This is a genomic window from Kitasatospora sp. NBC_01300 (genome assembly GCF_041435235.1).
Classification (GTDB): Bacteria; Actinomycetota; Actinomycetes; order Streptomycetales; family Streptomycetaceae; genus Kitasatospora.
In genome coordinates this window covers 7,745,114-7,759,265 of record NZ_CP108408.1, presented here as the reverse complement: position 1 = coordinate 7,759,265, position 14,152 = coordinate 7,745,114, and the positions used below count along the sequence as shown (strand labels likewise).

General features: G+C 71.9%; 12 protein-coding genes. 6 read left to right on the top strand and 6 right to left on the bottom strand.

The genetic code is table 11. The features are described from left to right. Positions 1–838 precede the first annotated feature (838 nt). Positions 839–1,324, top strand: a complete 486-nt coding sequence (locus OG556_RS33745) for a hypothetical protein (protein ID WP_331742788.1) — start codon at positions 839–841, stop codon at positions 1,322–1,324. A 57-nt stretch (positions 1,325–1,381) separates the two neighbouring features. Here the strand turns inward: OG556_RS33745 and OG556_RS33740 are convergent, their stop codons facing one another. The 6 genes from OG556_RS33740 to OG556_RS33715 form a co-directional block, all read right to left on the bottom strand. Further along, positions 1,382–2,002 (bottom strand): hypothetical protein, encoded by a 621-nt coding sequence (locus OG556_RS33740; protein WP_331742790.1) that lies wholly within the window; start codon positions 2,000–2,002, stop codon positions 1,382–1,384. Next, complete coding sequence (locus OG556_RS33735; protein ID WP_371515179.1) at positions 2,002–2,946, bottom strand: dihydrolipoamide S-succinyltransferase; 945 nt, start codon at positions 2,944–2,946, stop codon at positions 2,002–2,004. The genes OG556_RS33740 and OG556_RS33735 overlap by 1 nt, the downstream gene beginning before the upstream one ends. A gap of 319 nt (positions 2,947–3,265) precedes the next feature. Next, the gene (locus tag OG556_RS33730; protein WP_371515181.1) at positions 3,266–3,829 is read right to left on the bottom strand and encodes a hypothetical protein; all 564 of its coding nucleotides are present in this window, start codon (positions 3,827–3,829) and stop codon (positions 3,266–3,268) included. 186 nt (positions 3,830–4,015) lie between these two features. Then, entirely contained in the window at positions 4,016–4,342 is a 327-nt protein-coding gene (locus OG556_RS33725; protein WP_371515182.1) for a hypothetical protein, read from the bottom strand. A gap of 120 nt (positions 4,343–4,462) precedes the next feature. Beyond that, on the bottom strand, positions 4,463–5,752 hold the full coding sequence (locus OG556_RS33720; protein ID WP_371515183.1) for a hypothetical protein: 1,290 nt from the start codon (positions 5,750–5,752) through the stop codon (positions 4,463–4,465). Between the two features lie 953 nt (positions 5,753–6,705). After that, positions 6,706–7,215, bottom strand: coding sequence for a cupin domain-containing protein (locus tag OG556_RS33715; RefSeq protein ID WP_371515184.1), 510 nt, complete (start codon positions 7,213–7,215; stop codon positions 6,706–6,708). A gap of 80 nt (positions 7,216–7,295) precedes the next feature. Here OG556_RS33715 and OG556_RS33710 point away from each other — a divergent pair, with 80 nt between their 5' ends. The 5 genes from OG556_RS33710 to OG556_RS33690 all read left to right on the top strand — a co-directional run bounded on the left by OG556_RS33710 (position 7,296) and on the right by OG556_RS33690 (position 14,112). Beyond that, complete coding sequence (locus OG556_RS33710) at positions 7,296–8,150, top strand: LysR family transcriptional regulator (RefSeq protein ID WP_371515185.1); 855 nt, start codon at positions 7,296–7,298, stop codon at positions 8,148–8,150. A gap of 169 nt (positions 8,151–8,319) precedes the next feature. Next, the gene (locus tag OG556_RS33705; protein WP_371515186.1) at positions 8,320–8,739 is read left to right on the top strand and encodes a YciI family protein; all 420 of its coding nucleotides are present in this window, start codon (positions 8,320–8,322) and stop codon (positions 8,737–8,739) included. Continuing rightward, complete coding sequence (locus OG556_RS33700; RefSeq protein WP_371515187.1) at positions 8,739–10,043, top strand: RNA polymerase sigma factor; 1,305 nt, start codon at positions 8,739–8,741, stop codon at positions 10,041–10,043. The genes OG556_RS33705 and OG556_RS33700 overlap by 1 nt, the downstream gene beginning before the upstream one ends. A 273-nt stretch (positions 10,044–10,316) precedes the next feature. Further along, positions 10,317–11,039 carry a MarR family transcriptional regulator gene (locus OG556_RS33695; RefSeq protein WP_371515188.1) on the top strand — a complete coding sequence of 241 codons (723 nt, stop codon included), beginning with the start codon at positions 10,317–10,319 and terminating at the stop codon, positions 11,037–11,039. 367 nt (positions 11,040–11,406) lie between these two features. After that, positions 11,407–14,112, top strand: coding sequence for a M4 family metallopeptidase (locus OG556_RS33690; protein ID WP_371515189.1), 2,706 nt, complete (start codon positions 11,407–11,409; stop codon positions 14,110–14,112). Positions 14,113–14,152 lie beyond the last annotated feature (40 nt).

Sequence of the window (14,152 nt, the reverse complement as noted above, 5' to 3'; positions counted from 1 at the left end):
CGCGCCGTCACTACCGTGACGGAATGCTGTAACGCCACTCCGTGGCTCTTGTCTAACTGGGGGAGGGTTCCGGTACAACTCTCGCCTGTCGGTGGGCTACCCGGGGGCCGGCCCTTGTACCGATTCCGAACACCCCCTGGCTGGCCTTTTCCCTCGTGAAGACGGTTCTTTAGGGCTCTGAACTGGGCTTTTCTTCTGTGCTCTCGGGCTTTGCCTGTCGCGAGCGGGCTACTCCCGGGGCCGGCCAGCTCCTTCGGGGGGACGCCCTCCGGGCGCCTGCCCTGTTCTGTACCGGGCTCCAGTTTTGTCACGGCACCCGCGTCGTTACAAGTCATTGGCCAGAGGATCTGTGACTCTGAGTCAGATAAGGGACTTGCTAGCTGGTCTGAACCAGTGAGGCACTTCTAGCGCCCCAATCGGGCCCTGTACAGGCATCGGGGGCATTTTCTGTAACGCGCCTGATTGACGGTCGCCTGTATCGGGATGATGACCCTTCATATCCTACGTGTTTCCCACTGCAGACGGGGAAGTTGTACCGGGCGCTATCAGCCTGAGCCTGTATCAGAATTGCACGGTCAGGGAATTCCGCCTGATGCCCCGTCTCCCCTCCAGGTTGTACCGGGGATTCATGCTGCGGCGCTTCGAGAATTGTACCGAGAATTCCTTCAGTAGCCGGGCATTCGGAGGCACGGGGTGGCTGCGGTGCCGCCGGCGGGCGGCTCGGCCGGCTGCTGCTCGGCCAGGTGGTGGAGCTCCGGCCCGGGCCCCGGCGGTGCACAGCGGGGCGGGGCCGGTCGCTGACTGGGTTACCTCGGGGGGCGGGCTCGTTGGCCTGGGTGTGAGCGACGAGGCGGCGCCGGTGGACGGCGGCACGATGTACGCCGTCGATGTCGGCAGCGAGCCGTTGCGGCCGTTGGGCATGCAGGCGTGGGCCGTCGAGGGGCAGCGGGCGCAGGTGGTCTTCGCGGCCTCGCACCGGGTCGAGACGTTCGCGTTGGCCGGCGGCCGCGGGCCGGATTCGCACCTGGCCGGGCTGGCGTCCGGCGGGTGGGCGCGGTTCGGTGACTTCGAGGGCTGGGCGGAGCCGGCGGTCGGCTGGTCGGCCGTCCTGGACGTGGCCGGCAACGTCCAGGACGGTGACCGGCCGGGCTGGCGTCTGCTTCTACGAGGGCGGTCTGAACAGCTCGCGCGTCTGGCGCCGTACCGCGCGCCGCCACGGTGCCTTCTTCGCCCTGGCTGGCTGCATCACCGGCCCTTGGGACATCGCGGAGGCGCAGCTGCGGGGGAAATGTACGCGCTGTTGTGCCCGGTGGTGCTGGTCTGAGCTGGGGTGGGGCGCAGCTGCAGCCCGGTGGGGCGGGCGCGCGGCTGGTGGGGGTGGTCAGGCGCCAAGGCCGATGTGGCGGACGTAGGTGTAGGCGCCCCAGTCGGAGTCGAGGTCGGCGATGACGTCGTCCCAGATCTCCTCCAGCTTGCCGATGTCGCCGGCGACCATGGCGTCGACGGCTTCGTCCCAGACGTAGCGGACCTGCAGGGTGCGGAGGCGCAGGTTGTCGCGGCGGCGCGGTTCGTCGACGACGTCCTGGTTGATGGGGTGGATCTCGACCCGGGTGCCCTTGCCGGCGTTGTTGAGGTGCTGCTTGAACGCGCCGGGGTTGTTGAGGATGTTGGCGGCGCGGAGGTTCCAGTAGGCGGTGTCGATGGCGTCGAGGTTGGCGGGTAGGGGGTGTTGCTTGCCCTTGGTCCAGGCGCTGATGGTCTTGGGGACGGCGGTGATGCCGGCGTCGGCCATGGCTTGGGCGCCGCCTTGGGTGGTGGTGAGGTACTTCATGCGGGCGGTGAGGCCCCGGCGGGTGGTGACGGGGGATTTGATGCCGCCTTCGATGATCATCCGTTCCAGGGCGTCTTCGAGGGCGCGGGCGAGGACGATTTTTCCGTGGCGGTTTTCGGGGTCGTCGGCGGCGCCGTATTTGCCGAAGTTCTTCCAGCCGTCGGTCGACATCAGGCGGCCTTCCCGAGGGTGTACTGGGTCTTGAGCTTCAGCTGGGTGGTGAGGCGGCCTTCTTCGAATACCGTGCGCCAGGGGAAATCTCCGGTGATGTGGAGTTCGTCGGTGCCGCGGAGGCGGACGATGGTGAGGCCGTGTTCGTGGGCGCGGTATGCCTTGTACCAGAGGTTGGCGAATGCCTGGCTGCGGAAGATGTGCATCCAGTCGGGTCGGCGGAGGTCGCGGTTGGTGGTGGATTCGCCGATGGTAGAGACAAAAATTGAGTAGATGGCCTTGATGTATTCTTCGGTGACTTTATCGCCTTCGAGGACGGCTTTCTCGCGGGCGGTGGTGAGGACGCGGCGGAACTTCTCCGCGATGTTCTCGGAGGCGCCGGAGGTCCAGGCCTGGGTGATGTACGGGGGATCGCAGAGGTCGAGCTTGTGGCAGCGGATCAGGAGGCGGATGGTGGCGTCGTCCAGGAAGACCGGGCCGGGCTCGCGGCGGTTGCCGATCGGGTCGGGCAGGTGCGGGTGGTGCCAGGTGGGGCGTTCGGGCAGGAGGTAGACGCCGGAGCGCTTGGGGTCGAAGCCGCCGTTGGGCTGGTGGACGAGGGAGCCGATGGGCAGCCAAGCCTTCAGGGCGCTGCAGTAGGCGGCGTTGGTGTCGAGGACGTCGACGGCCACGCTGGTGAGGGTGCCGTCCTTGAGCTGGGTCATGAGTGGGCCGTTCTCCCACTTGTGGCGGCCTTCCCAGATGTCGTCGGCTCCCTTCTTGGTCTTCTTGCTGAGGAATTCGAGGCGTTCGGGATAGACGGTGTGTTCGTAGTTTCCGCCGACTCGGGTTGCTTCGAAGAGGGCCATTGCGTTGGGAATTGCTTTGTTTTCCAGGGCGGCGATGGTGGCCTTGGTGTCGCCGTCGTGTTCCTGGAGGGCCTGGTCGACGACCGAGCTGATCATGTCGAGGTAGTAGCCGTAGTCCCGGCCGGCGTAGTTCCCGCCGTTGGTGCGGGCGGGCCTGGAGGTGGTCGTACGCGGCGCGTGGTCCCGGGTCGGGCGCAGCGGGTGGGTGGGGGGCTGGTCGGGTGTCAGGGTGTCCAGGGCGGCCGCGGTGGCCGGGGTGACCTCGGCGTCGGCGTCGGGCCGGGGCGCAGCGGGGGTGTTCTGGGTGGTGTGGCCGGGGACGGCGGCAGTGGGCCAAGGGGAGGCCGGTGTGGGCGCCTCCGGCGCCGGGTGGTGGGTGGCGTAGGGGTTGCGCGGCAGCGCGGCGCGCGACGCGTCAGAAGGCTCTGCCGCCCTGGTTCTGGGCTAGGAGTCGCCTCAGTTGGGCGAGATCCTGCGAGGGCAGGTGGGTGTAGCCGACGAGGGTGTCCAGGGCGGTGTTGGCGGCGTCGCGACGCTCGCGGGGCGTCATCTGCTCGCACTCGCGGAACACGGCCTGGGCGGTGGTGTCCTGGGTGGCGCGGGCGAGGCGGCGGAAGGCAACGCTGGCGAAGCTGGACACGTCGGGGTCGGTCTGGTCGGCCGGCAGGCCTCCCTCGAACTCGGCCAACATGCCGCACGCGAGTTGCACGAGGCGGGCACAGGTCGCCGGGTCCTCGACCAGGAGCGTGAGTGTCGCGTCCTGGCAGGACGTGCAGGACTCGAGTGCTGCGCCGATGACGGCCCTGAACAGGGCACCGTTGGGGTCCGGGCCGTCGAAGTGCGGCAGCATCGCCGCAGGAAGGCCCGGGTGATTGTGCGTGTCGTTCGAACTGCGGCGGGGTTTGCCCGGCTTCTGACGGCCCATGAGTCCGCCCTCCTCGGTGGCGTGCCGCTGCTCGTTGGGTGAGCGTAGCGACACTCCTTCCTCGGACGGGGGGGCTTCGGCCGTACGCGTCTGAACGGGCCCGAGTTCTGGCAGGTCCTGGCTGCAGTCGAGCGTGGCCTGATCGGTTCGCGTATTGCATCCGACTGGCCGAGATCCCTGCAGGCCTTGTGCCGTCGGTTCGGCCGGTCCGGGTGTTCGTGGCGGATGTGGGCGTCAAGGTCACCGCTGTGCCGAGATCGCGTCACGGTTCTCGCTGGTTTCACTGGTCTGTGGCTCCTCGCGCGGTCCGGCCGAACCGGGCATATCTGACTGCCAGCGTGAGGCTTCGCGGCGCAGTTGCTGGTGGCGCCAGCGGGCGCGCCACCAGGCCAGCAGGTACTTGGGCTCCTGCGGAAGGACGGACTGGAGGGCGATCACGATCAGGCTGAGGGCGAAGCAGCCGAAGGCGAGGGCTGTTACCGGTCCTGGCGCGCCGGTCACGGCGAGTGCGACGGCGGCGATGCCTCCTGCGGTGGACGGGATGACGGGGCGATTGCCAGGATTCATGTGGGTCTCCTGCAGGGCGAGCGCACCAAGGTGGTGCGCGGGGCGTCGGAATCCGGGTTGTGGTGCCCGGCTCCGAGTCCACTCTTCAGCGCGGCAAGGACCCAGTTGTATCGGTGGGTGTCACATCCGGCGGCCATACCGATCGAAGGCCTGCTGCCAGGCTTCGTGCTGCGCGTACTCCACGAGCAGGCCGCTTCGCCGGTGAGCTTCGCCGGCAAGGCACTCGACCACCTCGGCCCGGGTGCCGTCGAGGACGCTGGCGGCCACCGAGGGACCGGGCCAGCGCCATGCGGCCCGGACTTGGGTGACCTTCGCTGCGATGCGCTTGTCGAACTGCCGGGCACGGTGGCGGAACTCGCGGATGCTGCCGCGGACCTCCCGGAGCAGCTTCAGTGTCTCTTCGTCGTGCCCGAAGTCCTTGAACTCGTCGAGGGCGTCGTCGATGCACTTCAGGGTCGCTCGGCGGGCTTCGGCCATGGCGTCGAGCTTCTGCTGGCCGGTGATGAAGCCGAAGGCCTGTGCCTTGTCCGCGGGGAGGTCGAGCCGGATGGGGAGGGAGGGATCTTCGTCGAACTCATGGTTCCAGTCGATGAGGGTGGCTTCGATAAAGCTGGCGACCGTCTCGGACCGCAGTGCTGCCGCCGGGCGGATCAGCGGTGCGATCCCCGGTACTGGCTCTCCGGCGGCCGTGCCCGGACAGCACTGCAGCGGCCACACCGCCTGCCTGTTGCGGTAGGGGAAGGCCAGGGCCCGTCCTTGGGCGACCCAGGCCGCGTAGGGCTCGGGCAGTTCTCCCCGGCCGGCGGGGGCCTGCGCGCGCCAGGCGGCCGGAGTACGCAGCAGCCAGCCGGGGCGGGGCATCAGGTGCTCGGTTTCGGTGCTCTCGCGGCCGACCAGCCAGTCCTCGAAGTCCTGCAGGTCGACGCGGCGATGAGCCCTCCACACCGCGGTGCCGCCGCGTCCGGTCCAGTCGTACGTGGGGCTCTCCCCCGAGAGCGCGGCGGGGTCCTCGGATTGCAGCGCGTCCTGGTACTGCTCGCTCCACTCATCGGCCTGGTCGTGGAGCATCCGCTCTCCGGCTTCCGCGGCGGGGCCGGCGAGCAGGCGGCGGGCAAGGCGGGCGGCGGCCCGGAATCGCTCCGGGGAGTGCCACGCCACGTCCTCCTCCAAGGCGTCGGCCACCAGCAGCAGATGCTCCTGTTCGGGGGTGAGGTGATCGCGCGGCAGCGTCTCGTACATCATGCGGCTGCGGATGGCTTCGGCCTCGACCAGAACCTTCTGCTCCGGGACGGTGCTGGTGACCGCGGTGGTCAGCCGCCACAGGCCGAGCGCCGCGCGATGGCGCAGCAGCGGCATCAAGTCGCCCAGGAAGTCGTCGGTGAAGGGCCCCACGGTCGCGATCGCAGTCATCACCGCGTCGGTCCAGCATCCGGCCCTGGTAGTCCCGGTGGGCGCGTTCGTGCTGCCCGGGCAACTTCAGCCCCGCAGCGCGGGCCCGTTCCAACAGGCCTGCGTCGGCGCGCAGCCGAAGGACTCCGCTCTCCATCGGCTCCCGTCGCCAGCGCGGCGGGGGCGGGTAGCGCAGGACGGTGGAAATGTGGGTGCACCGATCATCCGGGTCGACTTCCTCCTGGGCCTCCACATACTGCGCGAGGAGCCGGCGCACCGCCTCGTCCCGTGACGTTCCCCACCGCCGCGCAACGACGGCCAAGGCCTCCAAAGCGCAGAACGGCAGGCGGACGTTGGACTCCTTGTACACGGGCACCCAGCCAGTATCCGCGCCTCAGCCATACCTGCCGACTGCGGAACACCTCACGGGTCCGAATCGAACCCGTCTCCCTCCCCATGACGCTGCCAGAACCTGACATCACCAACACATCCCAGTAGCGACAGGCCCGCACCAGACCCATCCGGACACACCACGCCCCGCGCCCGCCGGCCTTCAACCCGCCTACGGCAACCACTGCAACACGAGGGCACGGAAAGGGCCATCAAGGCCCGAGTCCGGCGGCAGCCGAACTTCCGCGACCACGGGGTAACCTGCACCTGCCCCCACCCCAGCCACCCCGACCCGGACGGCGGCAGCGGCACGGCCCCGCACCAAGCCGCAGAACCCACGACTTCAACTGCTGCAACGGCAGGTAGTTATCCCTGTAGTTACGACATTCTCAACCTAACTACGGCACAGCACGTCAACCGCATGACATGCCCATGAAATACGGATCCGACACGCCCAAAGCCGCAGCTCACAAAGCCCGACAGATTGTCCTCCGCAGAACTACAGCACCACAGCTCACAGGCTTACTGGTGTTGGAACTAGAAAAAGAACTGACACGGTGTGGCGAGGAGCCAGTAGGCGATGGTCATGACGTCCTTTCACGGTCACCGTCGGCGGCGGGCTCGGTGGCGTAGCGGCTCATCGTGCGCAGGCCGGCCTCGGGGGTCGGCGGCGCGCCGGCGGCGGCCGCGTCCCGCAGGTCCCGGAAGTACTGCAGGTACAGGTCGGGGGTGAAGACGCTGAGCATGACGGCGCTGTGGTCGCTCACGTTGGCGAAGGTGTGCGGGGCGCCGGGCGGGACCATCACGAACGTGCCCGCGCCCGCGTCGTGGTGCTGGTCGCCGACGGTGAAGCGCACCGTGCCGGAGATGACGTAGAAGGCTTCGTCGTGGCGGGCGTGGCGGTGCTGCGGCGGTCCGGGGGTGTGCGGGGCGAGGAGGGACTCGGTCATCGCCAGGCGGTGCCCGGTGTGGCTGCCGTCCTCCAGGACGCGCATGCGCGTGGTGCCCAGGACGATCGTCTCGCCGTCGCCGGGGGCGAGCACCGAGACGGTGGGGCCGGCCTGCGGTTCGCTGGTCTTCGCTGTGTCGGTCATGGTCCGAGTCCACCGCCGGGGCCGGGCCGGTGTCCAAGACCCGTTGCGCCACGCCGATACCCGGGGGGTATCGTCGCAGCGTGGAGCTACGTACCCTGCGCTACTTCGTGGCGGTCGCCGAGGAACTCCACTTCGGCCGGGCCGCGACCCGCCTGCACATGAGCCAGCCGCCGCTGAGCCGGGCGATCAAGCGGTTGGAGCAGGAGAGCGGCGCCCTGCTGTTCACCCGCTCCCCCGCCGGCGTCGCCCTCACCCCGGCGGGGGCCGTGCTGCTGGAGGAGGCGCGGGACCTGCTCGGGCGGGCCGAGCGCCTGCGCGCGCGCGTGGCCGCGGCGGCCGGCGCCGCGACCCTGACCGTCGGCATCCTGGGCGACGGCACCGACCCCGGCATCACCAGGCTGGCGGCCGCCTTCCGCCGCAGCCACCCCGGCGTCGAGATCCGCGTGCGCGACACCGACCTGACCGACCCGACCTGCGGGCTGCGCGCCGCGCTGGTCGACGTCGCGCTGACCCGCGCGCCGTTCGACGACACCGCCCTGGCGGTGCGCGTGCTGCGCACCGACCCGGTCGGCGCGGTCCTGCGCGCCGACGACCCGCTGGCCCGGCGCGGCCGCCTGGAACTGGCCGACCTGGCCGACCGCCGCTGGTTCCAGTTCCCCCCGGGAACCGACCCCCTGTGGCAGTCGTACTGGAACGGCGGCACCCCGCGCGAGGGCCCCGTGGTGCGCGGTGTCCAGGAGTGCCTCCAGGCCGTGCTCTGGAACAGCACCGTCGGCCTGGCCCCGCTCGGACACGACCTGCCCGAGAACCTGGCCGTGGTGCCGCTGGCCGACATGGCGCCCAGCCCGGTGGTCGCGGCGTGGAACGACGGCGACACCAACCCGCTGGTCCGCTCGTTCGCCGAGATCGCGACGGCCGCGTACCGCCAGGGGTGAGCAACGCCAGGTGTGAGCACCTCCAGGTGTGGGGGGACGGCGACCTGCGGGAGGGTGGCGTCCGTCGAAAAAAAAGCGGCCCGGATCCGCCCGCCGTGTCGATCCGCGGCCGCGCCGTTCGACCTGGGATGGAGAGGGCCCAAAGACGGCCCCCGAGCAAGGAGTGACGATGTCGAAGTACATGCTGATCATGCGGGGCACCGACGAGAGCGTCGCGAAGATGATGGAGACGCCCTTCGAGGAGATGCTCGAGACGGTGGGCCGCTTCAACGAGGAACTGATCCGGGCGGGCGTGCTCGTCGCCGCCGAGGGACTGGACGACCCCTCCCAGGGCGTGGTGGTCGACTTCGGCGGACAGGCCCCGGTGGTCACCGACGGCCCGTACGGCGAGACGAAGGAGCTGTTCGGCGGCTTCTACGTGATCGACGTCGCGTCGAAGGAGGAGGCCGTCGAGTGGGCCAAGCGGCTCCCGGCCGTCACCGGCTCGAAGGTCGAGATCCGCCGCGTGCCGGGCATCGAGGAGTTCCCGCAGGACAACGAGTGGATCGCCAAGGAGCGGGCCTGGCGCGAGCGGACCGGCCAGCACTGATGCCCACCACCCCCGACGGCCCGCCGAGCACCGAATCGGCCCGGCGGGCCGCCGAGGCCCTCTGGCGGATCGAGTCCGCCCGGATCGTCGGCGCACTGGCCCGCTACACCGGGGACTTCGCGCTCGCCGAGGACGTCGCCCAGGAGGCCCTCGCCGAGGCACTCGTCAGCTGGGCACGCGACGGCGTGCCCGCCAGCCCGGTGGGCTGGCTGCTGACGACCGCCCGGCGGCGGGCCGTCGACGCCTTCCGCCGCGCCTCGGCCCTCGACGAGCGCTACACCCTGCTCGCGGGCCGGCTCGCCGAGGGCCAGTTCAGCTCCGGCCCGGCGACCGCGTCCGACCCGCCGCACGAACTCCCGTGGGACCCCGACCGGGTCGACGACGACGTCCTCGCGCTCATGTTCACCGCCTGCCACCCGGTGCTCTCCCCCGAGGCCCGGGTCGCGCTCACCCTGCGCGTGGTGGGCGGCCTGTCCAGCGAGGAGATCGCCCGGGCGTTCCTCGTGCCCACCGCGACCGTCCAGGCCCGGATCACCCGGGCGAAGAAGACGATCGCCGCCGCGCGCGTGCCGTTCGAACTGCCGCCGGCCCAGGAGCGGCGCGAACGGCTCGGCGCGGTCCTGAGCGTCCTGTACGTGATCTTCACGGAGGGCTCGACGGCGACCGCCGGCGACCACCTGCTGCGCCCCGACCTCGCCTACGAGGCACTCCGGCTGGCCCGGACCCTGGCCGCCCTGCTGCCCGCCGAACCGGAGGCGTGCGCACTGCTCGCACTGTTCGAACTCACCGCCGCGCGTTTCCCGGCCCGCACCGGACCCGACGGGGAGGCGGTGCTCCTGGAGGACCAGGACCGGCGCCGGTGGGACCGCTCCGCGATCCACCGCGGCCTGGCCGCACTCGGCCGGGCCACCGCCACCGGCCGGGGCCTGGGCCCCTACGGCCTCCAGGCCGCGATCGCCGCCTGCCACGCGGTCGCGCCCTCGGTGCCGGAGACCGACTGGGAACGCGTCGTGCTCCTCTACGAGGCACTCGGCCGCGTGGCCCCCTCCCCCGTCGTCGAACTCAACCGGGCCGTGGCCGTCGCCATGGCCGACGGACCCCAGCAGGCGCTGCACATGGTCGACGAGCTCGCCGCCTCCGGCCGGCTCTCGGGCTCGCACCTGCTCCCGGCCGTGCGCGGCGAACTGCTGACCCGGCTCGGCCGCACCGCCGAGGCCCGCGCCGAGCTGGAGCTCGCCGCCCGGCTGTGCCGCAACACCCGCGAGCGGGCGGTGCTGCTGCGCAAGGCGGCCGCGCTGCCGTGACACCGGGGAAGGGGCGGGGGTGACGGCTGCACGGGTGGTGGTTCCGCAGGCGGCACCCCCCTCGGTGTGGTGCCCACGGGGCGGGAGGGAGCACCGGACGAGTTCACGCAGTGGTCAATGCCGGCCCTGCCGGTGGTGGATAGATTCGCAGGTCATAGCGGGTTTCTCCTTGTCATGACTCGCCCGGCGGGTGCGGCGGAACCGTGCGAGTCCATTGCAACGGGGGACCGGGCGGACGGGTACTGTTCAGGCGACGGAAGGAGACGAGGACGGATGCCCGGAGCCAGGCTGACCCCGCAGGACCGCCACCGGATCGCCGCCGGACTGGCCGAAGGGCTGGGCTACGGCGAGATCGCCCGGCAGCTCGAACGGCCGACCTCGACCGTCACCCGCGAGATCGCCCGCAACGGCGGGCCCTCCGACTACCGGGCCGAACACGCCCAGCGCGCCACCGCGCAGCGCTCCCGCCGCAGCGGCACGACCGCCCGACGGACCGCCGCCGCCACACCGCCGGCCGAGGGCCGCGACCCGCAGGCCGTCCGCGAATTCGCCGACGAGCTGGCCGAGCTGCTGGTGCACAGCGGCCTGCCCAGGATGGCCGCCCGGGTCCTCGCCTGCCTGTACGTCACCGACGACGGCAGCCTCACCGCGGGCGAACTGGTGCAACGGCTGCAGGTCAGCCCGGCCGCCGTCTCCAAGGCCGTCGGCTACCTGGAAGGCCAGGCACTGATCCGCCGCGAACGCGGCGAACAGCAGCGCCGGGAGCAGTACGTCATCGACGACGACGTCTGGTACCGGGCACTGCTGGCCAGCGCCGAGCGGAACACGACGCTCGCCGGCATCGCCCGCCAGGGCGCCGAAACCCTCGGCCCCGGCACCCCGGCCGGCGCCCGGATGGACGACGCCGCGGCCCTCCTGGAGCGGATCGGCCAGGACATCGTGCGCTCCGTGCGGCAGTGGCGCGAGGAGAGCCGGCCCGGATCACGGATCGGCTGATCCCGGGCACCCCCTGCCGGGCGGTCGGGTGAGATGCGCAATGGTCCGGGCGGGTGGGCTCCGCACCCGATCGGGTGCCGTATCCGCGGATCCGCGGCGGGCCTTCGACAAGGCGGCCGCGGCGGGCCGGCCGTCGGCCCCCGGGGCATGCCGACGGCCGGGGCCGTCGGGGACGGGACGGACGGCGATGGCGGGCTCGCGCAAACGACCGGCAGCGGCCGCAAGCGGCTGAACCGGGCCTGTCCGGTGCCCCGTTCCTCCGTGAAAGGCAGCTCTGTCGTGCTGCCGTCACTGCCGATTTCCGTGGAGGACCGCAGTGCACCACCGTTCCCGTTCAGTGGCCAGGGCGCTCGGCTCGGGCGCCGCCTTGAGTCTGGCACTGGCGCTCACCGTGACCGCCTCCCCCGCCCTGGCCGCGCCACCGGGCCCGAGCGCCGAGTCCGATCCCGTCCCCGGCCTGGTGGCCGGGGAGGGCACCGGCGCCCCGCAGTTGGTGACCGGGCTGTCCGAGGCGGCGCCCGGCGCTCCGGTCGAGGCGGCCCGGGCCCATCTCGCGGCCCACGCGGACCGGTACCGGGTCGACCCGGGGCAGCTGGCCGAGCTCGCGGTCGAGCGCACGGCCGCCGACCGGCGCACCGTCAGGTTCCAGCAGTACCACGGCGGCATACCGGTGCTCGGCGGGCAGTACCTGGTCCGCCTCACCGGCGAGGGGGTCGGCCAGCGCGTCGAGTCGGTCGGCGGCAAGTACTTCACCGGGCTGACCGCGCCGACCGCCCCCGCCGTGCCGGACGCGGTGCTGCGCAAGCTGGCGCTCGACTCGACCCAGGACCCGCGCGCCCGGGCCGGGGCCACCGCCGAGGACCGCGGCCTGGTCGTCCTGCCGGGCGGCACCGGCCGACTCGCCCGGCACTTCACCGTGCACACCGCCGACCAGGGGAACGGCGAGCCGCCGGTCCGCGAGGTCTACGCGGACGCCACGCTCGGCGTGGTCGCCCTCGCCCACGACGCCTCGGCCCCGTACCAGGTCGGCGGCGCCGACGACACAGCGGCCGGCGCCGCCCGCGGCACCGCCGCCGCCGAGCCCGCCACCGGGACCGCCCCCGACCTGCGCGGCCGTACCGTGCCGGTGAACATATCCCGCCAGCCGGACGGCAGCTACCAACTCGTCGACCTCACCCGGCCCGCCACCATCACCACCTACGACGCGACCGGACGGGACTACTACGAGGTCAGCGGCCGGCTGCCCGACGGCAGCCTGCCCGTCGCCTCCCCGGGCCCGGACTTCCCGGCCTCCACCGGCACCAGCGGCGCCACCGACGCCCACCTCAACGCCGCCGCCGTGTACGGCTTCTACCACGACCGGCTCGGCCGCGACGGCCTGGACGGCAAGGGCGGCCCGATCGTCTCCGTGGTGAACGTGAGCAACCGCGGCAAGCCCTTCCCCAACGCCGCCTGGGACGGGCAGAAGATGATCTACGGCAACGGCAACGCCAGGTTCCTGCCGTTCTCCGCCGCCCTCGACGTGGCCGGGCACGAGATGACCCACGGCGTCATCTCGCACACCGCCAACCTGATCGGCGACGGCCAGTCCGGCGCGATGAACGAGGGGCTGGCCGACTACTTCGGCAACGCCATCGAGGTCACCGCCCGCGGCATGTCCATGGACGACCCGGCGGCCGCGCTGCTCGGCGAGAACCTGTGCCGCACCGGCACCCCCCAGGACTGCGCGAACCGCCGCCTGGACGACCACCGCACCACCGTGGACGACTACCTCGGCGCCGGCCTCGACCTGGACAACGGCGGCGCGCACCTCAACTCCACCATCTTCAGCGGCGCCCTGTGGGACATCCGGCGCACCCTCGACCCGCTCACCGCCGACCGCCTCGTCTACCGGGCGATGGCCGAATACCTCACCCCGCTGGACGACTTCGTGGCCGGGCGCGACGCGGTGCTCGCCGCAGGGAAGTCGCTCAAGCTCGGCAAGGCCGACCTGCGCAAGGTGGCCGCCGCGTTCGACGCCCACGGGATCAAGGCCGGCTGGCAGAGCCGGCTCGGGACGGACACCCGCCCGCTGCTGCCCGGCACCTCCGCCCCGGTCGGACCGGCCGCGGGCGGAGGCCACTGGGTGATGGGCAACACCGACCCGAACGGCAAGGGCGCGACGGCCCTGTACACCGGCTCCACCACCACCGCCGCCACCCCGACCCGGCTCAGCCCGGACGACGGGCGGATCCACGGCTGGGCCGCCACCGACGGCAAGTCCGCCGTCTGGCTGGCGATCGGCCCCGACGCCACCGGCACCTGGGCGACGGAGGTGCTGACCCGCCCGCTGTCCGGCGGCCCGGTGCGCAGCGTGTTCCACTCCGCCGACCAGTCGCCCGGCAGCGTCCAGGTGTCCGGCGGGGACATCGCCTTCACGGTGACCGACAACGACACCGGCCGCACCCGGGTCCGCCTCTCCCACGACGGCGCCCCGCCCGTGGAACTCCCGCTGCCCGAGGGCCACAGCCTCACGTCCCTCGCGTTCAAGGACGGCCTGCTCGGCTGGATCGAGTCCTGGACGGTGGACGGGGCCGGCGTCCAGGCGCCGACGGTCTACTCGACCGCCGCCGGCAAGGTCACCGCCCAGTACCCGGTGAGCACCCCGAACGGCACCGACCCGCCGTACCTCGCCTCCCCGCTGCTCGCGGGCGACCGGCTGCTCTGGCTGGCCGCCCCGGCCGACCGCACCCGCCCGACCGCCCTGCGCTCCGGAGCCCTGGACGGCTCCGGCGTGCGCGACCTGCTCTCCGCCGACTCGCCGTACACCCCGGCGGACATGGAGCTAACCGCCACCGACCGGGCCGTCACCTTCATGCACCGCAGCGCCCAGCCGAGCAGCGGCTGGTCGAACGCCGCCCTGCCCAAGCTGTACCAGCTGCCGGTCGGCGGCGGCACCCCCGTGCGGGTCTCCTGCAACCGGGGCAGCCAGTTCCACGCCGCCGCCGACCAGGGCACCCGGGTGGTCTGGCTGGACGCCACCGCCGGGCGCAACGACCTCGTGGTCCGCGACCGCCCGGCCGGCACCTGCTGATCCGAGCGCGGCTGCGCGGTTCGCCCCGGTGCCGGCGGGC